23 protein-coding genes are annotated in these 26455 nt (G+C 68.0%); 8 read left to right on the top strand and 15 right to left on the bottom strand.

Features of this window, described 5'->3' with window-relative positions; all coding sequences use genetic code 11:
* Nucleotides 1-4 precede the first annotated feature (4 nt).
* Nucleotides 5-2308, top strand: a complete 2304-nt coding sequence (locus tag FGL94_RS02420; protein ID WP_144920591.1) for a DUF7527 domain-containing protein — start codon at nt 5-7, stop codon at nt 2306-2308.
* Nucleotides 2309-2527: 219 nt separating this feature from the next.
* Here FGL94_RS02420 and FGL94_RS02415 read toward each other — a convergent pair whose 3' ends face one another.
* Complete coding sequence (locus FGL94_RS02415; protein WP_144920589.1) at nt 2528-2833, bottom strand: hypothetical protein; 306 nt, start codon at nt 2831-2833, stop codon at nt 2528-2530.
* 269 nt (nt 2834-3102) lie between these two features.
* Between FGL94_RS02415 and FGL94_RS02410 the strand changes: the two genes are divergently transcribed.
* Nucleotides 3103-4455, top strand: a complete 1353-nt coding sequence (locus tag FGL94_RS02410) for an adenylosuccinate synthase (RefSeq protein WP_144920587.1) — start codon at nt 3103-3105, stop codon at nt 4453-4455.
* A gap of 29 nt (nt 4456-4484) precedes the next feature.
* On the opposite strand, the gene FGL94_RS02405 is transcribed toward FGL94_RS02410, so the two are convergent.
* Nucleotides 4485-5351, bottom strand: a complete 867-nt coding sequence (locus tag FGL94_RS02405; RefSeq protein ID WP_144920586.1) for an aldo/keto reductase — start codon at nt 5349-5351, stop codon at nt 4485-4487.
* Between the two features lie 153 nt (nt 5352-5504).
* Here FGL94_RS02405 and FGL94_RS02400 point away from each other — a divergent pair, with 153 nt between their 5' ends.
* The 3 genes from FGL94_RS02400 to FGL94_RS02390 all read left to right on the top strand — a co-directional run bounded on the left by FGL94_RS02400 (nt 5505) and on the right by FGL94_RS02390 (nt 9001).
* Complete coding sequence (locus FGL94_RS02400; RefSeq protein WP_144920584.1) at nt 5505-5993, top strand: Lrp/AsnC family transcriptional regulator; 489 nt, start codon at nt 5505-5507, stop codon at nt 5991-5993.
* Nucleotides 5990-7132 carry a pyridoxal phosphate-dependent aminotransferase gene (locus tag FGL94_RS02395; protein ID WP_144920582.1) on the top strand — a complete coding sequence of 381 codons (1143 nt, stop codon included), beginning with the start codon at nt 5990-5992 and terminating at the stop codon, nt 7130-7132. Before FGL94_RS02400 ends, FGL94_RS02395 begins: the two co-directional genes overlap by 4 nt.
* 714 nt (nt 7133-7846) lie before the next feature.
* The gene (locus FGL94_RS02390; protein ID WP_144920580.1) at nt 7847-9001 is read left to right on the top strand and encodes an acyl-CoA dehydrogenase family protein; all 1155 of its coding nucleotides are present in this window, start codon (nt 7847-7849) and stop codon (nt 8999-9001) included.
* Between the two features lie 40 nt (nt 9002-9041).
* Here the strand turns inward: FGL94_RS02390 and msrB are convergent, their stop codons facing one another.
* Nucleotides 9042-9479: a peptide-methionine (R)-S-oxide reductase MsrB gene (gene msrB, locus FGL94_RS02385; RefSeq protein ID WP_144920578.1), complete on the bottom strand. Its 438-nt coding sequence runs from the start codon at nt 9477-9479 to the stop codon at nt 9042-9044.
* Between the two features lie 109 nt (nt 9480-9588).
* Here msrB and FGL94_RS02380 point away from each other — a divergent pair, with 109 nt between their 5' ends.
* Nucleotides 9589-9825 (top strand): CDGSH iron-sulfur domain-containing protein, encoded by a 237-nt coding sequence (locus tag FGL94_RS02380; RefSeq protein WP_144920576.1) that lies wholly within the window; start codon nt 9589-9591, stop codon nt 9823-9825.
* Nucleotides 9826-9866: 41 nt separating this feature from the next.
* Here FGL94_RS02380 and FGL94_RS02375 read toward each other — a convergent pair whose 3' ends face one another.
* Genes FGL94_RS02375 through FGL94_RS02365 form a run of 3 tightly spaced genes read right to left on the bottom strand, consistent with a single transcriptional unit; the run spans nt 9867 to nt 14438 of the window.
* Nucleotides 9867-10886, bottom strand: a complete 1020-nt coding sequence (locus tag FGL94_RS02375) for a carbohydrate kinase family protein (RefSeq protein WP_144920574.1) — start codon at nt 10884-10886, stop codon at nt 9867-9869.
* 12 nt (nt 10887-10898) lie between these two features.
* Nucleotides 10899-11984: a DNA topoisomerase IV subunit A gene (locus FGL94_RS02370; protein WP_144920571.1), complete on the bottom strand. Its 1086-nt coding sequence runs from the start codon at nt 11982-11984 to the stop codon at nt 10899-10901.
* Nucleotides 11985-14438 (bottom strand): DNA topoisomerase VI subunit B, encoded by a 2454-nt coding sequence (locus FGL94_RS02365; RefSeq protein WP_144920569.1) that lies wholly within the window; start codon nt 14436-14438, stop codon nt 11985-11987.
* Between the two features lie 169 nt (nt 14439-14607).
* On the opposite strand from FGL94_RS02365, the gene FGL94_RS02360 reads away from it, so the two are divergent.
* Nucleotides 14608-15576, top strand: a complete 969-nt coding sequence (locus FGL94_RS02360) for an oxidoreductase (protein WP_144920567.1) — start codon at nt 14608-14610, stop codon at nt 15574-15576.
* Between the two features lie 131 nt (nt 15577-15707).
* On the opposite strand, the gene FGL94_RS02355 is transcribed toward FGL94_RS02360, so the two are convergent.
* Entirely contained in the window at nt 15708-15902 is a 195-nt protein-coding gene (locus FGL94_RS02355) for a cold-shock protein (RefSeq protein ID WP_144920565.1), read from the bottom strand.
* 101 nt (nt 15903-16003) lie between these two features.
* On the opposite strand from FGL94_RS02355, the gene FGL94_RS02350 reads away from it, so the two are divergent.
* On the top strand, nt 16004-16660 hold the full coding sequence (locus FGL94_RS02350; protein ID WP_144920564.1) for an SDR family oxidoreductase: 657 nt from the start codon (nt 16004-16006) through the stop codon (nt 16658-16660).
* Between the two features lie 19 nt (nt 16661-16679).
* Here FGL94_RS02350 and FGL94_RS02345 read toward each other — a convergent pair whose 3' ends face one another.
* The 8 genes from FGL94_RS02345 to acs (FGL94_RS02305) all read right to left on the bottom strand — a co-directional run bounded on the left by FGL94_RS02345 (nt 16680) and on the right by acs (FGL94_RS02305) (nt 26375).
* Entirely contained in the window at nt 16680-16940 is a 261-nt protein-coding gene (locus FGL94_RS02345) for a hypothetical protein (protein ID WP_144920562.1), read from the bottom strand.
* Between the two features lie 87 nt (nt 16941-17027).
* Entirely contained in the window at nt 17028-17489 is a 462-nt protein-coding gene (locus FGL94_RS02340; RefSeq protein WP_144920560.1) for a universal stress protein, read from the bottom strand.
* Nucleotides 17489-19252: a VC_2705 family sodium/solute symporter gene (locus FGL94_RS02335; RefSeq protein ID WP_144920558.1), complete on the bottom strand. Its 1764-nt coding sequence runs from the start codon at nt 19250-19252 to the stop codon at nt 17489-17491. Before FGL94_RS02335 ends, FGL94_RS02340 begins: the two co-directional genes overlap by 1 nt.
* The gene (locus tag FGL94_RS02330) at nt 19249-19731 is read right to left on the bottom strand and encodes a DUF4212 domain-containing protein (RefSeq protein ID WP_144920556.1); all 483 of its coding nucleotides are present in this window, start codon (nt 19729-19731) and stop codon (nt 19249-19251) included. Before FGL94_RS02330 ends, FGL94_RS02335 begins: the two co-directional genes overlap by 4 nt.
* A 113-nt stretch (nt 19732-19844) precedes the next feature.
* The gene (gene acs, locus FGL94_RS02325) at nt 19845-21839 is read right to left on the bottom strand and encodes an acetate--CoA ligase (RefSeq protein WP_144920554.1); all 1995 of its coding nucleotides are present in this window, start codon (nt 21837-21839) and stop codon (nt 19845-19847) included.
* A 98-nt stretch (nt 21840-21937) separates the two neighbouring features.
* Entirely contained in the window at nt 21938-23728 is a 1791-nt protein-coding gene (locus FGL94_RS02320) for a bacterio-opsin activator domain-containing protein (RefSeq protein WP_144920552.1), read from the bottom strand.
* 372 nt (nt 23729-24100) lie between these two features.
* Nucleotides 24101-24337: a DUF2061 domain-containing protein gene (locus tag FGL94_RS02310; RefSeq protein WP_144920549.1), complete on the bottom strand. Its 237-nt coding sequence runs from the start codon at nt 24335-24337 to the stop codon at nt 24101-24103.
* Nucleotides 24338-24410: 73 nt separating this feature from the next.
* Entirely contained in the window at nt 24411-26375 is a 1965-nt protein-coding gene (gene acs / locus FGL94_RS02305; protein ID WP_144920547.1) for an acetate--CoA ligase, read from the bottom strand.
* Between the last annotated feature and the right edge of the window lie 80 nt (nt 26376-26455).

Below are 26455 nucleotides of genomic sequence, written 5' to 3'. Positions count from 1 at the left end.
GCAAATGGACGCAGAGCGAAGAGCGGAGATAACCGGGTGGGACGCCCGGGAGTTCTCGGGCGGCTTCGAGGGGCTCGGGCGTCTCGTCGACCGGGGGTTCTCCGGCGCGGTGACGAACGGCACGGGGTGGCTGTTCGTGTTCGAGGGCCGCGTCGTCGGTACCGCCGACGCCGACCTCGACGCGTTCGCGGACGCCTCTGGGACGGTTTACAAAGCACCCGACGGGGTCCTCCCGGTCTTATTCGCTATGCAGGAACAGGCCGGGGAGCCGCGGGCGCAGTACTACACGAACGACACGCCGCTCTCGGAGGCCGACCGAAAGCTCTCGCAGGGCGGGTTCACCGGCTACGTCGAGCTGTCGGAGAACGTGCTCTCCGGCGACTACTACGTCACGTACACCGCGGGCGAGTCGATGGCCGCGGCGTACGTCGGGAACTCGCGCCGGCTCGAAACCGGCGAGGACGCCTTCGAACTGGCCGACGACGAGGTCGGGATCTACACCGTCTACGAGGTCGACCTGGACGTGCGGGAGATCCCCGACCCCGACTGGGCCGGCGGCGCGACCGCCGCGGAGGCCGGAGCCGTCTCCGAAACCGAACCGACCGCCGACGAGGCCGCCGAAGACGAGGCCGCCGAAAGCGGGAGCGAAGGAGAGGGGGACGCCGACGAGACCGTCGAGGAAGAGCCCGTTCGCGACGCGGCCCCCGAGGCGGAGCCGACGGACGGAGACGCGAAGCCGAGGTCCGGCGCCCGGGACGACGGTGACGGCGGCGACGGCAACGGTGACGAGCGACGCACCGGCCGGAGCGTCGCGGAGCCGACGCCCCGTGACTCGACGCTGTCCGACGATCCGACGCCCTCGTCGCGAGAGCGGGCGGACGGAGCCACCGAGACCCGACCGACGGAGACGACCGAGGGAGCGGTCGCCGAGAGCGCGGAAACGGACCCCTCGACCGGAGACGCACCGTCTGACGCGCCCGATCCGGCCGACGCCCCCGAGTCCGAGGGCGACCGACCGGACGACGACGTGTTCTCCGAGGAAGAGCAGTGGCGCGAACAGAAGTCGATCCCCGCGCTCGACCCGTCCGAAGCGAGCGATTCGCCGGGCGGTCGGAGGCGCAAGGCAGCCGATGCGAACGGAGGCGGACGGTCCTCCCGCGAGGCGACCGACCGTCAGCGCTCCGGGAACGCCGGCCGACGCGGGAACGCGGGCTCCGCCGCCGCGAACGGCGACGACCGGTCTCCCGAGCCGCGCTCTACCGACGATCGAGACCGGGCGAACCGATCGAACCGCTCGGCCGTCTCGCAGCGTGCGGGTTCGGGCGCCGGAACGCGCGAGTCGCCCGACGAGCGGCTCGAACAGCTCCGAGCCGAACTCGAAGCCGCCGAGGAGAAGCGGGCGTCGCTGGCGGCGGAACGCGACGAGCTGGCGGCCGACCGCGACGAGATCGCCGGGGAGCGGGACGAGCTGGCGGCCGAGGTCGACCGGCTGGAGTCGGAGCTGTCGACGCTCCGCGAGGAGCGCGACCGGCTGGAGTCGGAGCTGTCGACGCTCCGCGATCGACTTCCCGAGAGCGATCGGACCATATCGCCGACGGAGGCGCGCAGCGGGACGAACCTCTTCGTCAGGTACGAGTCCAAGGGCGGCGCGACGCTCGAAGACGCCCACGAGGGGGCGGTCGACCGCGACGCGCTCCGCGAGAACCTCCGGATCGAGCACCACACGAGCTTCGAGACGGAGGGACTCGTCGTCGACGGCCGCCCGTACGAGGAGTTCTTGGAGGACACGATCGAGTACGGCTTCACCCGATGGATCGTCGAGGACCTCCCCTTCGAGGTGAGCGGCACCGGCAACCAGGGCGTGCTCCGCGATCTGTACGACGCCATCCCGGAGATCGACCGCGCGGAGATCGGCGGCTCCGTGTCGATCGCGATCCGCGAAAACGGCGAGGAGACGCGCGAGCAGCGCTCGTTCGATCTGGTGTTGCGCGACCGGATGGGGAACCCGCTGTTCGTCGCCGACCTCAACGACAGCCGCGACCCGACTGCCGAGGGGACCTTGGAGTCGCTCGTCGAGAACGGCCGCGACATCGCCGGGTCGAACGAGCCCTTCGCGGCGGCGTTCGCGGTGACGGAGAGCTTCTTCGAGCCGGGGGCGTTAGAGACCGCGAGCGACGCGGTCGGTGGCGGGCTGTTCAGCCGGTCGAAGCGCGCGAGCTTCGTGAAGCTCTCGCGCAAGCAGGGGTATCACCTCTGTTTGGTCGAGGCCCGCGACGGCGGCTTCCACATGACGGTCCCCGACCTGTAGCCGGCGGTTCCGAACCTGTTGTCGCCGAGCCGATCGGCGGACCCCGAACCGAGATCGGAGTGGGTCAAGAACGATCGAGACGGTAGGACGTAGCAGTACGGGACCGAACTGCAAAGCCCGATCCGAACGCAATTTAAATGCGATTCAAGCGCGATTAAACGAAACCTAAACGCGGTCCAAACGCGATCCGTACGTCGCCTCGCGCGAAGTCGAATCGGTTCAGCTCTCGAGTTCTGCGGCGTCGTCGATCCGCATGGAGCCGAGCTTATCGACCGTCTCGTCGAGCTTCTCGTCGAGTTCGTCGACGAACTCGTGGGTGCGCTCCGTCGTGATCGCCCCCTGGCTGGACGGCTCGATGAGGTTCTCCTCTTCGAGTACGCGCAGCGAGTAGCGGACCTTGTGATGGGGGTACCCCGTCTCGTTCGACATCTTCACGATGCCGATCGGCTCGTTCTCGATGACCATCCGCAGGACCTGGAGGTGACGTTCCAGCATGTCTACCTCCTTCTCTAGTCGATCTATCATGGCACATGTTAACTCGTCATGCCCCGGTTTAAAAGTTGCTGTCGGAGATGACCCGAAATCGCTCGACCCGACGCTTTGACGTGGCAGTAGTTAACGCGTTCGATCGTGTCGACACCGAATCGATCGCGTCGAGCCGTCCCTGTCGCGGGAGTACCTACACGAACGGGGATAGCTACGGGCGCACGTCAAGTGACCAATGCACATTCGTGGTGTATTCTCGGCTCGGGACCGTAATCGGTTTTACCTCCCGCCCGGAACCACCGGGTCGTATGACACTCACCATCGTCGGCTCCCAGCTGGGAGACGAGGGCAAGGGTGCGCTCGTCGACCGGTGGGGAGGGGACGCGGACGTCGTAGTCCGTTATCAGGGCGGCGACAACGCCGGCCACACCGTCGTCGAGGGCGGCGCGGAGTACAAGCTGTCGTTAGTGCCGAGCGGCGCGGTCCGGGGGACGACCGGTGTCCTCGGCAACGGCTGCGTCGTCAACCCGAAGACGCTGTTCACCGAGATCGACGACCTGCGCGAGCGCGGGCTGGACCCCGACGTGCGGGTCGCACGCCGGGCGCACGTCATCCTCCCGTACCACCGCGTGCTCGACGGGATCGAGGAGGAGGTCAAGGCCGACGACGACGCCGGCGACGAGGTCGGTACGACCGGCCGCGGTATCGGTCCGACCTATGAGGACAAGGCCGGACGCCGCGGGATCCGGATCGCTGACCTGCTGGATTCCGACGTGCTCCGCGAGAAGCTCGAGTACGTCGTTCCGCAGAAGCGCGCGCTCGTCGAGGACGTGTACGGGCTCGATCTCGGCGGTGACGACCGCGCCGAGGCGTTCGACGTCGACGCGATCCACGAGGAGTTCGCCGCGATCGGCGAGCGGCTCGCCGACGAGGGGATGACCGTCAACTGCTCCGACTACCTCCACCGCCGCCGCGAGGCGGGCGACGAGGTCCTCTTCGAGGGCGCGCAGGGCACCCACATCGACGTCGACCACGGGAACTACCCGTTCGTCACCTCCTCGAACCCGACCGCCGGCGCCGCGTCGGTCGGCTCCGGGCTCGGCGTCACCACGGTCGGCGACGGCGAGGTCGTCGGCATCGTGAAGGCGTACCTCTCGCGGGTCGGCGAGGGGCCGCTTCCGACGGAACTCGACGGCGACGCCGAGGAGGAGTCGCTCGCCGACGACATCCGCGAGAAGGGCGGCGAGTTCGGCACCGTCACCGGGCGCCCCCGCAGAATCGGCTGGCTCGACCTCCCCATGCTCCGCCACGCCGCGCGCGTCTCCGGCTTCACGGGCGTCGCGGTCAACCACGTCGACGTGCTCGCGGGTCTCGACGAGCTGAAAGTGTGTACGGGGTACGAACTCGATGGCGAGGAGCTCGACACCGTCCCCACCACGACCGAGCGGTGGGAACGCTGTGACCCCGTCTATGAGACCCTCGACACGTGGGAGCCGTTCGACTCGGCCGCGGTCGCCGAGGAGGGGTACGACGCGCTCCCCGAGGCGGCCCGCGAGTACCTGGAGTTCGTCGCCGACGAGATCGACACGCCGATCTACGCGGTCGGCGTCGGCCCCGACCGCGAGGAGACGGTCGAGCTGACGAACCCGTTCGACGAGTAGGGCGGTCGAGGACCCACGCCGTCAGGCGTCTATTCCTGCGGATCGATCTCGTTCAGCGCGGCCATGTCTTCGTCGGTCAGCGACAGCTCCGCGGCCGCGAGGTTCGATTCGAGGTGGTCGACGCTCGACGTGCCCGGGATCGGGAGCGTCACGTCGGAGTGATCGAGCAGCCACGCGAGCGCGACTTGTCGCGTCGTCGCGTCGCGGCGGTCGGCGACCTCCGTGAGCACCGCCGCGACGCTCTCCTCGTCGACGGCGTACATCGGTCCCCACGGAATGAAGCCGACGTCGTTGCGCTCGCAGGCGCGGAGCACGTCCTCGTCGTCGCGGTGGCCGACGTCGTACCGGTTCTGGACGGTCGCGACGTCGACGATATCGGTCGCGGTCTCCAACTGCTCGACGGAGACGTTCGAGAGCCCGACGTGGGCGATCTGCCCGGCGTCCTTCATCTCCGCGAACGCGTGGACCGACTCCTCGAAGTCGCTGTCGGGGTCCGGGCGGTGGTACTGGTAGAGGTCGATCGTGTCTGTGTCGAGTCGGTCGAGGCTACACAGCACCTGATTCCTCAGGAAGTCCGGGTCGCCGTGAGGGAGCCAGTCGCCCTCGCGGTTGCGGAGCAGCCCGGCCTTCGAGGCGACGACGACGTCGTCGGGGTCGCCGAGCGCCTCGCCGATAAGCCGCTCCGAGACGCCCGGCCCGTAGGAGTCGGCGGTGTCGACGAAGTCGACGCCGAGTTCGACGGCCCGTCGGAGGACTCGCTCGGCCGCCTCCTCGTCGGCCGGTCGCCCGATGATGTCCTCGCCCGTGATCCGCATCGCGCCGAAGCCGAGGCGGTTGACGGTCAGTTCGCCGCCGACGTCGAACGTGTCGCTCCGGCTGGTGGTGTCTGGAGCCATAGCTGTACGATCGCGCGCCACGCGGAAAGCCGTAGGGATGGCGGAAGGGAGCGCGCCGGCCCGACAGCCTGACGCCTCGACCGGTCTCTCCCGGTCCGTCGCCCGTCTTGCGCGCGTCGCTACTCATAAACCGCTCCCGCGTGATCGTGGGGTATGGACGCCGAGCGCGAGGTACTCGACGTGTTGGCGCGGAACGCCCGCGAGGACATCGACGACATCGCGGCCCAGACGGGCCTCGACGCGGAATCCGTAGCGGAGGCGATCGACGCGCTGGAGGCGGACAACGTGGTTCACGGCTACCAGGCGGTCGTCGACTGGGACCGCGTCGACGAGGGGAAGATCCGGGCGATCGTCGAGATCAACGTCGAACTCGACCGCGAGACCGGCTACGAGCAGGTCGCCGACCAGATCGCGAAGTTCCCCGCGGTCGACGCCCTCCACCTCGTCTCCGGCGACTACGACTTCGCCGTCGAGGTGCTCGGCGAGACGATGCAGGACGTCTCGCGGTTCATCTCCGAGCAGGTCGCGCCAATGCCCGAGGTCACCCAGACGGTGACTCACTACATCATGGAGACCTACAAGGACGGCGGGATCCGGTTCGAGGACGGCGACGACGACGACCGCCTCTCCGTCTCGCCATGAGGCTCTCGGACCGCGCGCGCGACCTCCCGGAGTCGGGGATCCGGAAGTTCTTCGAACTCGCGGAGGCCCGCGACGACGTGATCTCGCTGGGGGTCGGCGAGCCCGACTTCTCGGCGCCGTGGGCCGCCCGCACAGCCGCGATCGACTCGCTCGAACGCGGGAAGACCTCCTACACCTCGAACCGCGGGATGGCCCCGCTCCGCGAGCGGATCGCCGTCCACCACGAGCGCTACGACCAGTCGTACGACCCGGCCGACGAAATTCTCGTCACCACCGGCGCGAGCGAGGCGGTCGACCTCGCGCTCCGTGCGCTGGTCGATCCCGGCGACACGGTCGCGGTCCACGAGCCGACGTACATCTCGTACGGCCCGGGGATCGAACTCGCGGGCGGCGAGCAGCTGACGGTCCCCACGCGGGCCGAGGACGACTTCGCGCTCACGCGGGAGTCGCTGGAGGCGGCCGGCGCCGCCGCCGCCGACCTACTCGTCCTCTGTTACCCGAACAACCCGACCGGCGCGACCATGACCGAGGAGGAGTACGCGGAGGTCGCGGCGTTCTGCCGCGACGAGGACCTCCGGGTGATCGCCGACGAGATCTACTCCGCGCTCACCTACGGCGCCGACCACGCCTCGATCGCGACCCAGCCGGGGATGCGCGAGCGCACCGTCGTCGTCAACGGCTTCTCGAAGGCGTACGCGATGACCGGTCTTCGATTGGGGTACGCCCTCGGCCCCGCGGACGCCGTCGACGCGATGAACCGGATCCACCAGTACACGATGCTGTCGGCGCCGACGACGCCGCAGTACGCCGCGATCGAAGCGCTGGACCGCTGCGACGAGGAGGTGACCGAGATGGTCGACGAGTACAACCGCCGGCGGCGGCTGGTCGTCTCCCGGTTCAACGAGATGGGCCTCGACACCTTCGAGCCCGGCGGCGCGTTCTACGCGTTCCCGGACTGCGGCGGCGACGACGAGGTCTTCGCCGAGGAGCTGCTGGAGGCGCAGGGCGTCGCCGTCGTCCCCGGATCCGTCTTCGGCGAGGGCGGCGAGGGTCACCTCCGGGTGTCGTACGCGACCTCGATGCGCGAACTGAAGGAGGCCACCGACCGGATCGCGACGTTCGTCGAGGAGCGGGACTAACGGGGCTCAATCGGAGTTCGATCAGTCGACGGAATTCCGAGACCCTCCGACCGTCGTGTCCGCCCTCGGGCTCATCGCGTGGTCGATAGCGGGAGTGGGTGAAGCAAATCGGTAGCAACGATTCAGTATTTAAACGATCGTGAGCCCCAGCGACAATCGCTTATAAAGAACGGTGCGGTGGCGCGCCCCGGTGAGCGGCCGATAGGCCGCGAACCGCCGGTGCGAGGGAGTCGCTGGCGCGTTCCGCGCCAGCGACAGGGCGAGAGCGGAGCTCTCGCTTGCAACCGGACGCAGTCCGGTGACGAGGCTGGGGAGGTGTGAGGCTGCTGTGCGGTTGCGGGCGGGTGGGACTCAAAGGGGCAGTCGCGATTCCCGCGAGCGGAGCGAGCGGGAAGACGAGAGACAAAGTCTCTCGGAAGGACGAAGCACGGCGACGCAAGCACTGCAAGGAGCGAACGGAGTGAGCGACTGAAGCGCACAGCAAGCCGCGCGAGCCGTCGCGACTGGGGCTTTGGAGGTCCTCACCCCAACGTCGCCGGACACTTATAAACAGCCGACAGCAACACCGCGCTCCGGCTTATAAACGACCACTCTCACGTTGTACTACACCCATCCCCGCCATCGCTCCCGCTGCCAGATCAAAGAATTGTAAACCCGATCCGAATTCCTCAACGTTTGCGAATAATTATCATAGATTCGCCGAAACGGTCGCGTATGGAGTTCCAGTTAACGGACGAACAGAAGCAGCTACGCGACGAGGTCCGCCGATTCGCGGACGAGGAGATCCGGCCGGTCGCGACCGAGTACGACGTCGAGGAGGAGTACCCCTACGAAGTGATGGAGAAGGCGGCCGACATGGGGCTGCTCGCGCCGCACGTCCCGGTCGAGTACGGCGGCGTCGGCTACACGTCGCTGGAGAACGCGATCCTCACCGAGGAGCTGTTCGCCGCCGATCCCGGGATCGGCCTCTGCGTCTCCAGCGCCGGCTTCGGCGCGGAGGCGCTGATGGAGTTCGGCACCGAGGACCAGAAGGAGCGCGTCCTCCCCGAGGTGACCGCCGGCGACGCGGTGATGGGCTCGGCCATCTCGGAGCCGCAGGCGGGGTCGGACGTGACCTCGGTCGCCACCCGCGCGGAGAAGGACGGCGACGAGTGGGTGATCAACGGCTCGAAGATGTGGATCACGAACGGCACCGTCGCCGACTACTTCGTCGTCGTCTGCGAGACCGACCCCGAGATCGACGACCGCTACTCCGGCTACTCGCAGATCCTCGTCGAGGCCGACCGCGACGGGCTCACCCGCGACAAGATCACCGGGAAGCTCGGCATCCGCGCGAGCGACACCGCGGAGCTCCGGTTCGACGACGTCAGGGTGCCGGAGGAGAACCTCATCGGGCAGCGCGGGATGGGGTTCCTCCAGCTCATGCAGTTCTTCGACGAGACGCGCACCGCGGTCGCCGCGCAGGGCGTCGGGATCGCCCGCGGCGCGGCCGAGCGCGCGCTGGAGTACGCGGAGGAGCGCGAGCAGTTCGACCGCCCGATCAGCGACTTCCAGGCGATCAAACACAAGCTCGCGGAGATGCACACCAACACCGAGGCCGCGCGCTGGCTCACCTACCGCTCCGCGTGGGCCGTCGACAACGAGTCCGGCGACCTGACCGCGCTCGCGTCGATGGCCAAGGAGTTCGCCTCGCGGGTCGCCGTCGACGTCGCCGACGAGGCGGTCCAGGTCCACGGCGGCGCCGGCTACGTTAACGATCACGACGTCGAGCGGCTCTACCGCGACGCGAAGATCACCCAGATCTACGAGGGGACCACGGAGATCCAGAAGAACATCATCGCCCGCGAGCTGCTCGGCGAGGGGATGTAAGCCGGTCACCCGTCGTCGTCGACGACGGCTCCTACCGAACTCACTCCTCGTCGTACTCCATCGCGACCGAGTTGATACAGAACCGCTTCCCCGTGGGGTCGGGGCCGTCGTCGAACACGTGGCCCAGATGCGAGTCGCAGTTCGCACACCGGACCTCGGTGCGGCGCATCCCGTGGCTCGTGTCGACCGTCGTCGTCACCGACTCCTCCTCGGCGGCGTAGAAGGCGGGCCAGCCGCAGCCGGACTCGTACTTCGTCTCGGCGTCGAACAGCACCGTCCCGCAGGCCCGACAGCGGTACTCCCCGTCGTCGGGGTGGTGGTCGACGTACTCGCCGGAGAACTTCGCCTCCGTGCCGCTCTCGCGGAGCACGCGGTACTCCTCCTCGGAGAGCCGCTCGCGCCACTCCGCGTCGGTCAGTTCGTCGGGGTCGGTCGACCCCGAAACGTCGTCGGTGCCGGACTCGCCGGGTTTGCTCATACCATCGATACGGCGTCCACGCTCAAGGCGGTTGCGGCGGTCGAGCCGGAAGCCGGTCTCCCCGTCCCGCACCCACAAGCCGTATTCCGGTGGCCGCCCATCGTCGACCATGGCACGCGAAGTCACGCACGACGCGCGGGGACCGGCCAAGCTCGACGAGTCCGACATGGGCGACGACGGCATGATCTACGTCTGTCAGTGCGGCCTGTCGGACTCGAAGCCGCTCTGTGACGGCTCGCACAACGCGACCGCGGACGAAGAGGACGGCGTCGTGTACAAGTACGAGAACGACGACGCCGAGGGAGATCGGCGAGAGATCGACGAGATCGCGTACGAAGACCGGTAGGCGGACGTGAGACGGTCTCTTGTTAGCGGGGAGGCGTCCGCTCAGGACTCGACGGGGGGCTGTTCGTCGAGGAATGCGGCGATGTCTTTCGGACCGCCAGTACTGCCGGACTCGACGTAGTAGACCGCACAGGCGTTTCCGCACGCCAACGCGACGTCCCACTCCCACCCGCACGCCAGCGCGTGGCCGAGCCCACCGGTGAACCGATCGCCGCCACCGGTGTGCCGCACCGGACGCTCGACGCCGTAGTTGCTGACCCGCAGCCGATCGTCGCACGTGACGGCGACGGCCTCGTCTCTCGCGTGCATCGCCGCGGCCGTGATTCCCGTCTCCTCTCGGATCGCGGCGAGTCTGGCGAGGTCGTCGTCGAACGGTCCGGACAGGGGTGCGGCCGTCGTCCGGACTTCCTGCCGGTTGGCGGAGTAGACCACGTCGAACGTGTCTTGGAGAGCGGTCACTGCGTCGAGTAAGTCAGCGACCTCGTCGGACCGGCACCCGACGATATCCCCCGGATCGAAGACGAACGGAACTCGCGGCGCGTCCGCGTCGCTCAGCCGGTGAAACGCGCTCCCGAGCCCCTTCACGGAGCTCCAGTTACTACAGCAGACAGCGTCTCCCCCGAACACGTCCGAGAGGTCACCGACTCGGCGTAACTCCGCGAGGGTCCACTCCGCGACCTCGGAGGTCTCGACGAACATCACGTCCCGATCGCTGAAGCCGAACACGTACACGATCGCCGGGGCTCCCATCGACACGGTGGCGAACGGCAGCGATTCGAATATCGGCGCGTCGAGATGACCGTAACAGGTGACCGATCCGCCGAGTGCGTGCAGCTGTTTCGCCGTGTTGACCGCTTGTCCGCCGGGCTCGGTCGTCTCGACGGCGAACGAGAGCGACGACCGATCTCCCAGGATCTCCCGGCCGAACGCGTCACGGGTCTCGAGCGACCCGGCGGCGTCTTCGGCGACCGTACAGAAGTGGTCGATGCTTCCGTCGGGGAGCGTCGTCACCGTCGGGGACCCCGACTCAGTGAGACGTCGCTGCAGCCGATCGTAGGGCATGCTCCACTTCCCTCAGAGCACGCCCATCGCTCCGAGCCGCTCGGGGAGGTACGTGTCGGTGACGAAGTCGAGCCCGCGGCTCGCGAGCGACTGCTGTTCGGACTTCTTCCCGATGTCGAGCTGCAGTTCGATCTGTTCCTCCCAGTAGTCGGTCTGGAACCGGGGGTCCTCCAGCTCGGATTCGAGGGCGTTGATGTCGGAGTCGGCGAGCGGGTCCGAGGGGAGGTCGTACTCGACGATGTCCTCCGGCTGGATCCCGACGAACTGCGCCTCCGGCGTCGCGAGGTACTTCGAGAGGTGGGCGGACTTGATCGAGCCGTACGCCACGGAGCCGTAGATCCGGTAGGACCACGGGTCGCCGTCGGCGAAGACGGCGATGGGGACGTCGAGCTCGTCGTGGACGCGCTTCGTGATCCGGCGGGTCGCCCGCGCCGGCTGGCCCTTTAAATGGATGACGAGGCAGTTGTAGTCCTCGTCGAACCCGTTCTCGACGAGCCGGTCGCGCATCCCGCCGGTCTCGACGGCGAGTGCGAAGTCGATGTCGTCGTCGAGGAACTCGATCATGTCCGGGTTGTTCGGGATCTGATAGCCGCCCGCGCCCACGTCCTCCTGACAGTGGATCTCGCGCTCCCCGCGGCGGGTCTGCTCGCGGATGAGGAGGGGCCCCATCAGGGTCGCGCCCGACTCCTCCGGGCGCATGTGGAAGTCCTCGCGGGTGACGCCCGTGACGATCTCCAGGTCCTCCACGAGGTCGTTCGACTCGTCCTGTGAGGAGAACTGCGCCTCGTCGTTGTCCCACGACTCCGAGAGGTAGTACAGCTCACGCAGGGTCGACGAGCGGTCCTCGTCGAGCTGATCGGCGAGGAACTCGATCGTGTACGCCGCCTTCAGCAGCTTGCGCGCGCCTCGCACCGAGTTGGCGCTGCGCGTCGACGTGCGGTCGCCGTAGGTCCAGACGCCGCTTTCGGTGTCGTACTCGATGTTGCTCTTCGTCCGCGTGGGAAGCGTCATCTCCGGGATCTCCCCGTCTGCGAACTGGTCGTAGAAGTCCGCGGCCAGGTCGATCAGCTCGTCTCGTGCGTCGCTTTCGGTCGTCATTTAGTCGTTCACCGTGAGTTTCTCCGTCTCCACGCCGCCGACGCTGACCTCGAAGTCGGCGTCGCCGTCGATCGCGTACGTCAGTTCCCGCTCGTCGCCCGAGGGCACCTCGGGCTTCCACTGGACGAACCACTCGCCGTCCATGTCGACCACCGTCCCGTCGGAGAGGTCGGTCGGCTCCGTCGAGACGATGTCCGTGATCTCCAGCTGCTCGTTCACGTCCGAGTGGTTCTCGACGACGAGCGTCACCGTCTCGCCGTTCATCTCGCGCTCGACGCTGACGTTGTTCATGATCCGCGCGAGCGCGCCGTCGATGTCGGGGCGCGGCCGGCCCGTGACCTCCGAGACCTTGTCGGCCATCTCCGGGAGGATCTTGCCGAGCACGTCCTGTTTCTCCCGGCGCTGCTGCATCGAGCGCCGCTTGTTGAGGTACGACTTCAGCTCGCGGGCCGCCTCGCGCACCGCCAGTTCGATCTCGTCTTCGATCGCGGGGACGTTCGCGAGCGCGTCCTTCGACTCGCTCGTGAACGGGACGTTCGTGGAGGCGACGTGGATACTGATGACGGCCGGCCCGTTGGGGAGCCCCGACCCGCCGGGCTGGTCGAGCCCGTAGTTGCGCCAGCCGATGTTCTTGATCACGTCCGTCGTCGCGCAGGCGCCGCGCTGGTACACCAGCGGGACGCGGTTCGCGAACCGGAGGAGCTCGACCGTTCCCTCCGCCGGAATCTCGCCGCCGTAGGCGATGCCGGCCTCGACGATGAACGGGTCGCCGCCGTGGACCTCGGCGTCGCGGGTCGCCGCCGCGTAGAAGTCGGCGTCGTACTCCTTGCGGAGGCCCGCCTCGACCAGGTCGGCCGTGATCGGCGCGAGGCAGTCGGTCGGCGGCGCCAGGATGTCGGTCGTCCGCATCGCTTCGAGCAGGTCGGCCGCGGCGTCGCGGCTCCCCGCGATCGCCGTCACCTTCGGCGGGTCGTCCGGGACCGTGCGCGCCCGCGACCAGAACGCCTCGACGACGTTCCCGCGGGCGGTCTCGCCGAACGTCGCGTCGCGCTGCTCGGCGACGAACGAGGCCGCGTCCGCGACGAGTCGGTCGAGGTCGTCGCGGGGGATCCGGAACGCCTCGCCGTCGAGGTTCTCGAACCGGCGCGCGAGCGCCTCGGCCATCGCCCGCACCGCGGCGTCGTCCTTCCGGGTCGAGGTGGCGTCGTCGACGAGGGCGTAGGCGTCGGCGACGAGCGGCGACTCGCTCGCGTCCTCGCCGCCGCCGTCCTCGCCGCCGCCCGACTCGTCGCCGGCGGCCCCGGTGATCGCCCGCCACGCGGCGTCGACCGCGTTCTCGCGGACGGTCCCGCCGAACGTCTTGCCCGTGTCGCCTTCGACGGCCTCCGCGACGTTGTCGACGATCGCCGCGAGTTCGGACCGAGAGAGCCGGTCGTTGTTCGCGACCGTCTCGGCGATCCCCTCGGAGAAGGCGTTCGTCGCGTCTTTGCCCTTGTTGGCCACCGCGTTCGCGACCGCGGCCGCGACGTCGCGGTCGTCGTGGGCCCGCGGGGGCGACCACGCCAGTTCGCGGCCGTAGTACACGTCGCGGAAGTTGTCGATCACGCTGTCCGCGGTCTTCTTGCCGACCCGCGTGAACTCCTCCTGGAGGAATCCGGAGACGGAGTACGACTCGGTCGCCTCCAGCATCTTGATCAGCGCGCCCAGCTCGACGCCGTGGGGGTGCGGGCGGATCTCCTTCGTCTCCGCCGGCAGCTCGTCGGTCGCGCGCTCGAACTTCATCGGCTCGTCGAGCCCGGGCTCGCGCAGTTCGAGCCGGGCGTGGGGGTTGACGACCGCGGTGTGTTTCACGTAGTCGTGGAGCTGCTGGCGAGCGCGCATGTTCCCCTCCATCTCCAACTCGATCCGCGTGCCGTGGGGGCGGTCCCACGTCGTCTCCTCGTCCGCCTTGATCTCCGGCTCGTTCGTGTCGGTGTCGATGATGAGCTCGAAGTACTGCGCCCGGGACTGCCCCTTGGGACGCGAGGTGATCTTCGCGGGCTGGCCGGAAGTCAGCTGGGAGTACAGCACGGCCGCAGAGATCCCGATCCCCTGTTGACCGCGCGACTGCTCGCGGGCGTGGAACCGGCTGCCGTACAGGAGCTTCCCGAACACCTTCGGAAGCTGTTCCTTCGTGATGCCCGGCCCGTTGTCCTCGATGACGAGCCGGTAGTAGTCGCCCACCTCCTCGATCTCGATGTAAATGTCGGGGAGGACGCCGGCCTCCTCGGTCGCGTCTAGGGCGTTGTCGACCGCCTCCTTGACGGCGGTGACGAGCCCGCGGGCGCCCGAGTCGAACCCGAGCATGTGTTTGTTCTTCTCGAAGAACTCGGCGATGGAGATCTCGCGCTGGCCCTCGGCCAGCTCCTCCGCGATCCCCTCCTCGTCGCCGATCGTCGACTGGAAGGACGTCATTCGGTACCCTCCCCTTTCACCGAGGCACCTAAAAACGCACCGCCGGCGAGGTGAAAGTGAATCCCGACGTGAGGGCACGTCTCGTCGCCCTATTCGGGAACGCATCGCACAGCACGGAAACGTCCGGCCCGTCGACAGGTTTCTCCCCGCGACGCCCCTTCCGTGAGACATGGCAGAATGGACCGCCGAGGACATGCCGCGACTGGACGGGAAGACGGTGGTCGTCACCGGCGCGAACAGCGGGCTCGGCTACGAGGGGACGCGCGCGTTCGCCGCGAAGGGGGCCACCGTCGTGATGGCGTGCCGAAGCGTCGAGCGCGCCGAGACGGCGGCCGGCGAGATCCGCGCCGACGCCGGCGGCGACGGCGGGATCGACGGAGCACTCGACGTGCGCGAGTGCGACCTCGCCTCGCTCGACTCGGTGGCGGCCTTCGCCGAGAGCGTGAGCGACGACTACGACGCGATCGACGTCCTCTGTAACAACGCCGGCGTGATGGCAATCCCCCGGAGCGAGACCGAGGACGGCTTCGAGACGCAGCTCGGCGTCAATCACCTCGGCCACTTCTCGCTTACCGGTCGGCTGTTCTCGCTTTTAAAAGGCGCCGAAGGGGTCGACGGCGTCGCGCGCGTCGTCACGCAGTCGTCGGGCGCCCACGAGAGCGGCGAGATGGACTTCTCGGACCTCAACTGGGAGGAGTCGTACGGCAAGTGGAAGGCGTACGGCCGGAGCAAGCTCGCGAACCTGCTGTTCGCCTACGAGCTCCAGCGCCGGATCGACGCCGCGAACCGCGAGGCCGACGCCGATATCGACATCCGCAGCGTGGCCTGCCACCCGGGCTACGCCGACACCAACCTCCAGTTTCGCACCGCCGCGGAGAGCGGTAACCCCCTGATGAAGGTCGGTATGCGGCTGGCGAACGCGGTGCTCGGTCAGGACGCCGCGATCGGGGTCGAACCGATGCTGTACGCCGCGACCGCCGACGTCGACGGCGGCGCCTACATCGAGCCCGACGGGCTGTTGAACATGCGCGGGCACCCGACCGTCGGCCGATCGAACGACGCCTCCTACGACCGCGACGACGCGCGGAAACTCTGGGAATACTCGACGGAGGCCACCGGCGTGTCGTTCCGTATTTAAAGACGCGGTGGCGCTCACGAACGGATTTTAGACCCCATCAGTACCATCCCGCTCGACGGCACCGTCGCTGGGGCGTGTGATATACGCGGAACGCGTTTCGAGAGCTGTCCGAGGGCGTCGAAGCCGACCGGTTACAGTCGGGTGAGATTCGTCGCTCGCGGGCCCTTCTCGGACTCCTCGATCTCGAACTCTACTTCCTGTCCCTCCTCGAGATCCGGGCCGCCGACGTCTTCCATGTGGAAGAACACGTCGTCGTCAGCGTCGTCAGTCTCGATGAATCCGTAGCCGCCGGTGTCGTTGAAGAAGTCGACCTTACCTGTCGCCATCGCAGTTCAACGGACTCCCGACTGGGTTATAAGTGTTGTGCGGATCGCCGGCCGCAGTCGTCGACCGAAACGACAAGGACGGTACGTGAGAATACGCAACTATGTCGACCCTCCTCGTCGTCGGCGGTAGCGGATTCATCGGTCGCGAGACCTGTCGGATCGGGGTTCGCGACGGACACGATGTCCGGAGCGTCTCTCGGGGCGGTCGTCCCGCCACCGACGCGCCGTGGGTCGATCGCGTCTCGTGGACCAGCGCCGACCTGTTCCGACCGAACGCCTGGCGCGACCGGCTGGACGGTGTCGACGCCGTCATCCACGCGGTCGGCACGACGGACGAAACGCCGTCCTCGGGGGTCACCTTCGAGCGACTCAACGGCGACAGCGCCATTCTCACCGCGCTGGAAGCCGAACGCGCGGGCGTCGAGACGTACGTGTTTCTCTCGGCGGCGGTGGCGCCGCCGCGAGCCCGCCACGCGTACCTGAGCGCCAAGCGACGCGCTGAGGCGGCGATCGCCGATCTGGCGTTCGAGCAGGTCACGCTCCGTCCGGGACCGGTGTACGGCGCCGATCGCCCCCACGGCTCTCGGCTGTTGAACGCCGGGCTCCGACTCGTCGACTCCGTCTCCCCGATCGCGGATCGCCTCGGCGAGTCGCGGCCGCTCCCCGTCGAGACGGTCGCACGGGCCGCGTACCGGGCGGCAATCGATCCGGGAGAACCGCTGCTCGATGTCGAGGACATTCGGCAACTCGGTCGGTGAACCACCGATACGCGTCAGCTCACTGCTGTGCTCTCGCCATCTCCAGGGAGATGAAGAAGCCGAAGTACGCCGGGATGCCCGCGAGCATGAACATGTACAACACCCATCGTGGCGAGGCGGAAAACGCGAAATCGTACAGCAGCGACACGAGGGTCACCCAGACGACCGCGAACGCGAGATCCTGTACCATCCCGGTTCGGTTCCCCTTGACGTGAGACCGAACCCGGTCGGCGAGGCTCTCGTCTGCGTCTGGCTCGTCGAGCTGATCGGCGTCGGTCATGGGTGAAGGTCGGTGTCGAAATACGTCGGTGTTCCGGAACGGTCCAGCGTCCGAGCGACCCTCGGGTGGGGTCGCGCTCGGCGGGATTCAGTCCTCGTCGAGGTAGTCGACGACGAGGACGGGGACGTGTGTCGAACGCAGCGTCCGCTCGGTGACGCTCCCGAGCAGCGCTCGCCGGACGCCCGCGCGCCCGTGGCTCCCCATCACGATGAGGTCGATATCGTGGTTCTCGGCGTAGTCGCCGATCACTTTGTGCGGCCGACCGCCCGAGACGTGTTCGACGATATCAACGCCGCGTTCGGCTCCGCGTTCGGCGACCACGCCGGTCGCCTCGTCCGCCCGCTCTTTCAGCTCTCCCATCTCGTCGAACCGGCCCTGTTTGAGCCGGTCGACCTGTTCGGTCCCGAGACTGAAGTTCACGGAGTCGATATCGACCACGTACAGCGCGTGGACCTCGGCGTCGTACTTCTCCGCGAGGTCGAGCGCGTGGTCGACGGCGGCCTCTGCGACGTCGCTTCCGTCCGTGGGAACGAGGATTCGTTCGTACATTATCTCTCCTCCGTGGTTTCGTCGTCGTCAACTGCGCGGCCACCGTCGGCGCCCGCGTCGTCAACTGCGCGGCCACCGTCAGTCGCAACGTCCTCGCCGCCGTCGGCGACGACGTCCTCGGCGGTCTCCTGTTGCCCCATCGGTTCGGGGCTGTGACACTGCCGGACGATCCGCTTCGTTTCGAGCGACGGCTCGTCGGTCGCCATCGAGACGGCGATGGTGACGACGAACACGATCGGGAGCGTGATGAGCGCCGAGCCGATGGCGGGCATCCACTGGGCCAGCCCCGCCGACAGCGGCGCCTCGAGCGAGCCGATGTACGTCGGGACGATCTGGTTGATCATCGGGATAGACCAGAGGGTCAGTCCGGTCGTCATGCCGGCGAGCGCTCCCTGCCGGTTGGCGTTCTCCCACCACATGCCGAGGAAGAACATCGGGAACAGCACGGAGCCGGCGAGCGAGAACGCGTATCCCACGAGCGCCGCGATCGACGACGCGGGATTGAGCGCGGCCAGCGTGGTCAGCGCGCCCAGCGCGACGATCGAGAGGCGGCCGACGAGGATCTGCTGGCGCTGCGTCGCGTCCTCGTTGATGATGTTCGTGTAGATGTCGTGGCTGATCGCCGACGAACCGGCGATGAACAGCCCGGCGACGGTCGCGATGGCCGCGGCGATACCGCCCGCCGCGACGATGCCGACGAACCAGTCCGGGAGCCCGGACAGCTGCGCCGCCAGCACGACGATGACCTCGCTGGCCGCGCCCGTCATCCCGGGATCGCCGTACGTCGCACCGACGTTCTGCGTGTAGAGGTCGGTCCCGAACGCCGCGAACGCCGGAGCGCTCCAGTAGAGGATACAGATGAAGAACAGCCCCCAGACCGTCGACCAGCGGGCCGTCCGTTCGCTTTCCACAGTGTAGAACCGGACGAGCACGTGCGGCAGTCCGCAGGTGCCGACGATCAGCGAGAACGTCGTGGCGACCCAGAGGTAGTAGCTCGAGGACGCGAACGGTTCGGAGAACTCGGTCCCGAGCTGACTGATCAGCGCACCGTACTCGAGCTGCGGCAACACCGTGGAGTAGCCGTTCGTGTAGCCGACGACGAACAGCCCGACGACGAACGCGAGGATGAGAATGACGTACTGGACCGCCTGGTTCTTCGTGGCGCCCAGCATCCCGGACAGCGTCAGGTAGCCGACGGTGACGACCATCATGGCGACGACCATCACCTGGTACCCGTCGAGACCGGGGATGAGACCCCCGTAATCACCGAAGATGTACAGGCCGACGAGCGCCATCCCCTTCGCCTGCCCGATGGCGTAGACGAAGCCGATGAGGAACGTCGTCACTGCCGCGATTGCGCGCGCGGTGTCGGAGTTGAATCGGTCGCCGACGAAGTCCGGCGCCGTGTACTTCCCGAACCGGCGCAGCTGCGCGGCGAGGAAGATGAGCAGGATGAAGTACCCCGTCGTCCAGCCGACGACGTACACGAGCCCGTAGAACCCCGCGAGCGCGATGGACGCCGCCATGCCGAGGTACGAGGCGGCGGACATCCAGTTCGCCCCGATCGCCATCCCGTTCTCGACGTTCCCGATGGACCGACCGGCGACCCACATGTTCTCGGTGTCGGCGACGCGGAAGACGAAGCCGATCGTGAGGAACAGCCCCAACATCGCGATCACGAGGATCGACGGCGCCAGCTTGAACGAGATGTCGAGCGCCTCCGGAAGGAGGTCGCTCTGCAGGAGGATCGAACTCCCCGTCATTCGTCTGCCCCTCCGTCGGTCGCTGCGACGTCAGCGGTGCCGTGATCGATACCGTACTTCTCGTCGAGTGCGTCCCGCTTGCGCGAGTACCAGAACGCTAAGATTAGCGCGCTGGTCGGCGCGCCGAACGCGACGAGGAAGTAGTGGAGCGGGAACTGAAGGATCGGCATCTGGCTCGTCATCGGGCCCGGTGCGAGCCGCGTCAGGGTCACCGGTCCCCACACCGCGAGGACCCAGATGGCGAACCCCGACCAGACGATCCGCAGGTGATCGCGCATGTACGGCGTGCTCGGATTCAGGATGTTCACCTCCGCTCCGAGGTAGTCGGTGTCGTTGTGCGTCTGTGCCGCGCCCGTGGCGACGCCGCCGTCGGTGGCCGCGTCGTCCGCTGCGCGGCCCCCATCGGTCGCCGCGTCGTTCGCTGCGCGGCCCCCATCGGTCGCCGCGTCGTCCGAATTCCGTGAGCTATTGTCTGTCATGTGTTGTGGTGTGTATTGTCGTGGTCCGTTTGTGCGATTTTATCGTGATATTTATTCGTGGAGTCGCACGCGTTGTCTCTCGTCTGGTGTCTCGAAAACGGAGCCGTCGACGGCTACTCGTCCTTCGCTTTCTGCTGGATCTCTTCGACGATCTCCGGGTTGCGGAGCGTGCTGGTGTTACCCAGCTCCTTGCCGTCGGCGATGTTCTCGAGCAGGCGGCGCATGATCTTCCCGGACCGGGTCTTCGGCAGGTCGGGCGTGAACACGACCTGTTCCGGTCGGGCGATCGGGCCGATAGCGTCCTCGACGCCCGCGACGATCGCGTCGCGGAGCTCGTCGTTGCCCTCGTACCCGTCTTCGGTCGTCACGTACGCGTAGACGGCCTCGCCTTTGATGTCGTGGTCGCCGCCGACCACGGCGGCCTCGGCGACGCCCTCGACGCCGACGATGGCTGACTCGATCTCCATCGTCCCGAGCCGGTGGCCCGAGACGTTGAGAACGTCGTCGACGCGCCCGAGGACGGTGATGTAGCCGTCCTCGTCGATCTTCGCCCCGTCCTCCGGGAAGTAGACCCAGTCGTCTGGGTCGTCGCTGTCGGTGTCGGAGTACTCCGCCCAGTACTCCTCGATGTAGCGCTCGTCGTTCTTGTACAGCGTCCGGAGCATGCCGGGCCACGGCTTCTGTACCGTGAGGTAGCCGGCCTTTCCGGGCTCTACCTCGTCGCCGAGCGTGTCGAGGATCTGCACGTCGAGCCCCGGGAGCGGCGGTCCGGCCGCGCCGGGCTTCATGTCTTTCACCCCGGGCAGCGTCGTGATCATCATCCCGCCGGTCTCGGTCTGCCACCACGTGTCGACGATCGGGCACTCCTCGTCACCGATGTGCTGGTAGTACCACTTCCACGCGCGCGGGTTGATCGGCTCGCCGACCGTGCCGAGCAGCCGCAGCGAAGAGAGGTCGTGGCGGTCCGGGTACTCCGAGCCCCACTTCATGAACGCGCGGATCGCGGTGGGCGCGGTGTACAGTTGGGTCGCGTCGTGCTCCTCGACGATCTCCCAGAGTCGGTCGCGCTCCGGGTGATCGGGCGTCCCCTCGTACATCATCGTCGTCGTTCCGAGCGCGAGCGGCCCGTAGACGATGTAGGAGTGACCCGTGATCCAGCCGATGTCGGCCGAGCAGAAGTACGTGTCATCCGGCTTGATGTCGAGGACGGACTGCGAGGTCCACGACACCCACGAGAGGTAGCCGCCGGTGGTGTGTTTCACCCCCTTCGGCTTCCCGGTCGTCCCCGATGTGTACATCAGGAACAGCATGTCCTCGGCGTCGCGAGTGACCGGCTCGACCTCGGCGCCCTCGTGGTCCGCGACGAGGTCGCCGTAGTCGATCTGGTCGTCGCCGAGGTCGTGGTCGAAGTCGTCGCCGTTCGGGCCGAGCCGGTCGACGACGACCGTCGTCGTCTCGTGGTCGACGCCCGAAAGCCCCTCGTTCGCCTTGTCGAGGTGGTCGAGGGGGTCGCCGCGCCGGTAGTAGCCGTCGCAGGTGACGAGGTACTCGGAGTCCGCGGAGTTCATCCGCGTCGCGAGCGCGTCCGCCGAGAACCCGGCGAAGACGACGCTGTGGGGCGCGCCGAGCCGGGCGCACGCCAGCATCGCGATCGGCAGCTCCGGGATCATCGGCATGTACAGCGTCACCACGTCGTCCTCCTCGACGCCCCGATCGCGGAGCGCGGCCGCGAACTCGTTCACCTCGCGGTGGAGTTCCTCGTAGGTGTACGACCGGTCGTCCTCGTCGACGGGCTCGCCGACCCACTCGATCGCGACCTCGTCGCCGCGCTCGTCGAGGTGGCGGTCGATGCAGTTGGCCGACGCGTTCAGCTCGCCGCCCGTGAACCACTCGTAGAAGGGAGGGTTGCTGTCGTCGAGTACCTGGTCGTAGTCCGTCTCCCAGTCGAGCAGATCGGCGGCCGTCTCCCAGCACTCCGGCCAGTTCTCGTCGAACTCGTCGTAGACCCCGGGATCCGACACGTTCGCCTGATCGACGAACGACTCCGGCGGTTCGAACACCTCCTGCTCTGCTAATCTCGCTTCCAGTTGACCGTCTCCCTCTGTCATGGTACGCTCTGTAGCAAACCGATCTCGCCCCTTAAACGATGGCGCTAAATACGAAAAATCGTGATAGATCCGCCCCGTGAGTCGGAGCGCTCGCGCCGCTACGGAGCCGATTCCCCCCGGCGTCGAGCCCGCCGTCCGTCCTCGAAGAGCTCGTCGAGCAGCCCGCGTTGGGCCTTCCGGAGGTGGTTGTGGAACGTCGGCGAGGAGACGCCCATGGCGTCGGCGACCTCCTCGGCGGTGCTCCCCCGCGGCCAGTCGAAGTACCCGCCGTGGTACGCGGCCGACAGCGCGGCCCACTGGCGGTCGGTGAACCGGTCCGCGACCCCTTCCCGCAGCGAGTCTTCGCTCCGGGGCGACCGCGGGACCGACTCCTTGCTCGCGAGCCGCGCGTCGGCGAAGGCGGCTCGGAACCCGTCGGCGACGGGGCGGACGTCGGCGCCCTCCGGGAGGTCCGCGACGACCCGGACCCGCCCGTCCTCCGCGGTCGCGTCGCGGACGGTCGCGCCGTGTTCGGTAAGCGTCCGGACCGCCGAGCCTCCCTCCACGCGCGCGGACACGTCACAGCCGTCCTCGCGGGTCTCGATCACGCGGAGGTCCGAGACCCCGGACGCGCCGGCGACCGCGTCGGCCAGCGCCTGCGGGCGCGTTCCTTCGACAGAGAGGTAGAAGCGGGAGGCGTCGTCGACCGCCACGGTGGAGGCCAGTTCGATCCGACAGCCGAGCGCCGCGCTCGCGCGGGCGAGGAACGCCCCCTCGTCGCCGGTGTGAAACTCCACTTCAGTCACCGCGTCGGAGTGAAGCAGGTCGCGCCAGCGCCCGGCGGTTACCGCCCACCCGAGACACCGTCCGAGGGCCGCTATTTCGCGGCGTTCGACCGGTGAAACGGGAATATCCTCTCCCGAGACGACACACAGCGCGCCGTGCGTTACGTCGCGGTACCGGAGGGGGACCGCGATCGCCGGCCGGCCCGCGGTCGCCGGCGATCCCTCGGTCGCGACCGGTTCCGCCTCCTCGACCGCGTCGCGCCACGGGCCATCGCCGGTGACGCCGCGATCGATGAGCGCCTCTCGGTCGGTCCCGGCGGTGCCCGCGATCTCGACGCGGTCGCGGTCCCCCGTCCCGCGGACGACCCACGCCTCGGCCCAGCGGTCGGACGCGACCACGCCCTCTGGAACCGTTTCGAGAGGCGTCTGACGGCCGTCACCGTCGGTGAGCGCCTCGAACCCTTCGAGCGCAGTCGATGCCGAGCCGCCCTCGGGTCCGCGAGACGAACCGGCCCGATCGCCGGCGATCGCCTCGGCGATCGCCTCCCCGTCGAGCGGTCCGAGGTAGTCGTCGAGCGTCGCCATCGTCTCCCAGCCCCCGGCCTCGCGGACGGCGTGCGGGTCGACACCCCGGTCGGCGAGGAGCCGCCGCGCGAAGGTCCGCCGGAGGTCCCGGGGCGTCACGTCTGGGTCGACGAGACCGTCGGTCCGCGCCGCCGCGCGCTCCGCGGTCTCGTTCACGATCATCTGAACGCGCCGGGGCGACACGTCGACGAACGGCTCCGAGTCGGCAAGGTCGGCGCTCTCCGCGTACCGCCGCATTTCCGCCGCCAGCGACGCCGGAATCACCGTCTCGCGGTCGATCGTGCTTCGGTCTCGCAGAGCCGTCTCCGTTTCAGGGTCGTCGTCCGTTCCGGCCTCCGCCTCCGCGCTGTCCGACGGGACGGCGAGGAGTGAGAGGTCCGCCTCGCCGTCCGTCTCGCTGAGGTGTCGCGGGGAGACACGCGTGATCTCACCGGTCCGGAGCCCCGCCTCTCCGCCGAGGCGGACGACCAGCGCGGCGCGGTACGTCTCCGCCGCGGTCACGACCGCCTCGTACGCGTCTGCGTCCAGTCCCTCGACCATTCGTTTCGTTTACACACGAGAAAGCGAAGTAAGTCTTTCCCTGAGAAACACCGTTAGTCGAGCGTTCGACCGCTGTTCGGTTTCTCAATCTCGTTTATCGGTCGACTATCACTGAATCAACCGACGATCTATTTCGGGTATACATCTGTATCCGAAATAACGGTCCGACGCGACTGTCGCCGTCAGCGTGGAATATCCAGCTGTGCCATCGACCGGTGGAGTGTGAAAGGAAGTGTCGGATTCATCCCCGCGCTGAAGCGCGAGGCTTTCTCCTCGATTCTCCGTAACCGACCGGCCGGTGACGGTTCGATCGGCAGTGCCGGTTCGATCTGCCTGTGGCGATTCGGTTCCGCTCGCGTTTCGCCCACCGGTTCAGGCCGCTTCGGCGACGCCCCACGTCACGTGGTCCCACAGTCGCTCGTAACTGTAGTAGGTTATCGTCTTCACCACGTTGGCGACCAGTCCGATGTTCACGGCGTCGCTGACGTCGCCGACGACGGCCCACGCCACCAGAACGGTGATAGCCACCATGAGCGCCCGGTAGCAGAGGGTCTTCGCGAGCGCCCGCTTCCGCGCGTGGAGCGCCGAGCGCGAGACGAGAGAGCTCATGGGGCGTGAGACGGCCCACAGCGTTAAGAAACTAATAGGCGTTTCTAAAAATGTAGAAAGTAACTATTAACAGTTACTCTTTGCGAACTGCCGACTCGATCTCGCCGACGACCTCGGGATTGCGGAGAGCGCTCACGTCGCCGAACTCGTTGCCCCGCGCGATGTCCTCCAGCAGCCGGCGCATGATCTTTCCGGAACGGGTTTTCGGGAGGTCAGGGGTGAACACGATCCGATCGGGGCGCGCCACGTCGCCGACCGCCCGCGCCAGCCGCTCGCCGATCGCGTCGCGGAGGGTCCCGTCGGGTTCGACGTCGCCCCGGGTCGTCACGTACGCGACGATCTGCCCGTCGCCGTCCCCGACGACCGCGGCCTCGGTGACCCCGTCGGCCTCGACGATGGCCGACTCCAGCCCCGCGGTGTTAAAGCGATGGGTTCGGACGTTGATCACGTCGTCGACGCGGCCGAGGATCGTCACGTAGCCGTCCTCGTCGACGGTGGCGCCGTCGCCGGTGCGGTACCGCCAGCCGTCCTCGCCCTCCAGCCAGTACTCTCGCCGGTACCGCTCGTCGCCCTCGCGGAGCCCGCGAAGCATCCCGGGCCACGGCGCGGCGATCGTGAGGTACCCCGGCTCGCCGGGGTCGACGGGCTCGCCGTCCTCGTCGACGACGCGCGCGTCGATCCCCGGCAGCGGCGGGCCGACCTTCCCGGGCTTCATCGGGGTGATCCCCGGCAGCGTCGCGAGGGAGATGGCGCCCGTCTCGGTCTGCCACCACGTGTCGACGATCGGCGCCTCGCCGCCGCCGACGTGTTCTCGATACCAGCGCCACGCCTTCGGGGTGATCGACTCGCCGACGGTTCCCAGCAGGCGGATCGACGACAGGTCGTGGGCGTCGGGGTACTCCGCGCCCCACTTCATGAACGACCGGATCGCGGTCGGCGAGGTGTAGAAGACGCTGACGGCGTTGCGCTCGATCAGGTCCCACACGCGGTCGCGGTCGGGGTAGTCGGGCGACCCCTCGTAGAGGACGCTCGTGGTCCCGACGGAGAGGGGGCCGTACACGCCGTAGGAGTGGCCCGTGATCCAGCCGATGTCGGCCGCGCACCAGTAGGTGTCGTCGGGGCGCACGTCGAGCACGTTCCGGGTCGTCCACGCGACGTGCGAGAGGTAGCCGCCGGTCGCGTGCTCGACGCCCTTCGGGCGCCCCGTCGTCCCGGAGGTGTACATCACGAAGAGGAGGTCGGTGGCGTCGCGCGCGACCGGCTCGACCGTCTCCCCGTCGTGCGCCTCCACGATCGCCTCGTACTCGTGTTCGTCGTCGCCGAGGGGCACGTCGAGCGCGTCGCCGAGCCGGTCGACGACCACCGTCGCCGACAGGTCGGCGTCGGCCCGAAGCCTGGCGTTGTCCGCCTTCGACTTCTGGTTGAACGCGTCCTCCCGCCGGTAGTAGCCGTCGCAGGTGACGAGGTACTCCGAGTCTGCGGCGTCGATCCGAGTCGCGAGCGCCTCCGCGGACAGCCCCGCGAAGACGACGTTGTGGGGCGCGCCGATCCGAGCACAGGCCAGCATCGCGATCGGCAGCTCCGGGACCATCGGGAGGTACAGCGTCACCACGTCGTCCTCCTCGACCCCCAGATCGCGGAGCCCGGCCGCGAGCGCGTTCACCTCGCGGTGGAGGTCGAGGTAGGTGTACGACCGGCGCTCTCCGCGCTTGCCGAACCAGCGGATCGCGAGCTGGTTCCGGCGTTCGTCGAGGTGGCGGTCGATGCAGTTGGCCGCGGCGTTGAGCCGCCCGTCCGGGAACCACTCGTAGAAGGGCGGGTTCCCGTCGTCCAACACCGTCTCGTAGGGACGCTCCCAGTCGAGCAGGTCGGCGGCGCGGCGCCACGCCGCCGGCCCCTCCTCGACGAAGGCCTCGTATATCCCCGAGTCGCTCGCGACGGCCCGGTCGCTGAACGCGGTGGGCGGTTCGACGACGTCGTCGTCCTCGCCGGCGGCGCTTTCGTCCGTCCGCCGGCCGTCGACTCCGGCGTAATCCATGATACTACCTCACAATCGAAGGAATGTATACTTTGTCCGAACGTCCCGCACGTGGGAGGGATCGAACTGCGGCGACCCGG

Source organism: Halorubrum salsamenti (genome assembly GCF_007671685.1).
Classification (GTDB): domain Archaea; phylum Halobacteriota; class Halobacteria; order Halobacteriales; family Haloferacaceae; genus Halorubrum; species Halorubrum salsamenti.
Note: the sequence above shows the minus strand (reverse complement) of the source record. Positions and strands in the feature narration are given on the sequence as shown.

Excerpts from the sequence above, each read along its gene's own strand:
- FGL94_RS02420 (WP_144920591.1), top strand. The coding sequence starts at position 5 with ATGGACGCAGAGCGAAGAGCGGAGATAACCGGGTGGGACGCCCGGGAG.
- FGL94_RS02415 (WP_144920589.1), bottom strand. The coding sequence starts at position 2,833 with ATGATAGATCGACTAGAGAAGGAGGTAGACATGCTGGAACGTCACCTC.
- FGL94_RS02410 (WP_144920587.1), top strand. The coding sequence starts at position 3,103 with ATGACACTCACCATCGTCGGCTCCCAGCTGGGAGACGAGGGCAAGGGT.
- FGL94_RS02405 (WP_144920586.1), bottom strand. The coding sequence starts at position 5,351 with ATGGCTCCAGACACCACCAGCCGGAGCGACACGTTCGACGTCGGCGGC.
- FGL94_RS02400 (WP_144920584.1), top strand. The coding sequence starts at position 5,505 with ATGGACGCCGAGCGCGAGGTACTCGACGTGTTGGCGCGGAACGCCCGC.
- FGL94_RS02395 (WP_144920582.1), top strand. The coding sequence starts at position 5,990 with ATGAGGCTCTCGGACCGCGCGCGCGACCTCCCGGAGTCGGGGATCCGG.
- FGL94_RS02390 (WP_144920580.1), top strand. The coding sequence starts at position 7,847 with ATGGAGTTCCAGTTAACGGACGAACAGAAGCAGCTACGCGACGAGGTC.
- msrB (WP_144920578.1), bottom strand. The coding sequence starts at position 9,479 with ATGAGCAAACCCGGCGAGTCCGGCACCGACGACGTTTCGGGGTCGACC.
- FGL94_RS02380 (WP_144920576.1), top strand. The coding sequence starts at position 9,589 with ATGGCACGCGAAGTCACGCACGACGCGCGGGGACCGGCCAAGCTCGAC.
- FGL94_RS02375 (WP_144920574.1), bottom strand. The coding sequence starts at position 10,886 with ATGCCCTACGATCGGCTGCAGCGACGTCTCACTGAGTCGGGGTCCCCG.
- FGL94_RS02370 (WP_144920571.1), bottom strand. The coding sequence starts at position 11,984 with ATGACGACCGAAAGCGACGCACGAGACGAGCTGATCGACCTGGCCGCG.
- FGL94_RS02365 (WP_144920569.1), bottom strand. The coding sequence starts at position 14,438 with ATGACGTCCTTCCAGTCGACGATCGGCGACGAGGAGGGGATCGCGGAG.
- FGL94_RS02360 (WP_144920567.1), top strand. The coding sequence starts at position 14,608 with ATGGCAGAATGGACCGCCGAGGACATGCCGCGACTGGACGGGAAGACG.
- FGL94_RS02355 (WP_144920565.1), bottom strand. The coding sequence starts at position 15,902 with ATGGCGACAGGTAAGGTCGACTTCTTCAACGACACCGGCGGCTACGGA.
- FGL94_RS02350 (WP_144920564.1), top strand. The coding sequence starts at position 16,004 with ATGTCGACCCTCCTCGTCGTCGGCGGTAGCGGATTCATCGGTCGCGAG.
- FGL94_RS02345 (WP_144920562.1), bottom strand. The coding sequence starts at position 16,940 with ATGACCGACGCCGATCAGCTCGACGAGCCAGACGCAGACGAGAGCCTC.
- FGL94_RS02340 (WP_144920560.1), bottom strand. The coding sequence starts at position 17,489 with ATGTACGAACGAATCCTCGTTCCCACGGACGGAAGCGACGTCGCAGAG.
- FGL94_RS02335 (WP_144920558.1), bottom strand. The coding sequence starts at position 19,252 with ATGACGGGGAGTTCGATCCTCCTGCAGAGCGACCTCCTTCCGGAGGCG.
- FGL94_RS02330 (WP_144920556.1), bottom strand. The coding sequence starts at position 19,731 with ATGACAGACAATAGCTCACGGAATTCGGACGACGCGGCGACCGATGGG.
- acs (WP_144920554.1), bottom strand. The coding sequence starts at position 21,839 with ATGACAGAGGGAGACGGTCAACTGGAAGCGAGATTAGCAGAGCAGGAG.
- FGL94_RS02320 (WP_144920552.1), bottom strand. The coding sequence starts at position 23,728 with ATGGTCGAGGGACTGGACGCAGACGCGTACGAGGCGGTCGTGACCGCG.
- FGL94_RS02310 (WP_144920549.1), bottom strand. The coding sequence starts at position 24,337 with ATGAGCTCTCTCGTCTCGCGCTCGGCGCTCCACGCGCGGAAGCGGGCG.
- acs (WP_144920547.1), bottom strand. The coding sequence starts at position 26,375 with ATGGATTACGCCGGAGTCGACGGCCGGCGGACGGACGAAAGCGCCGCC.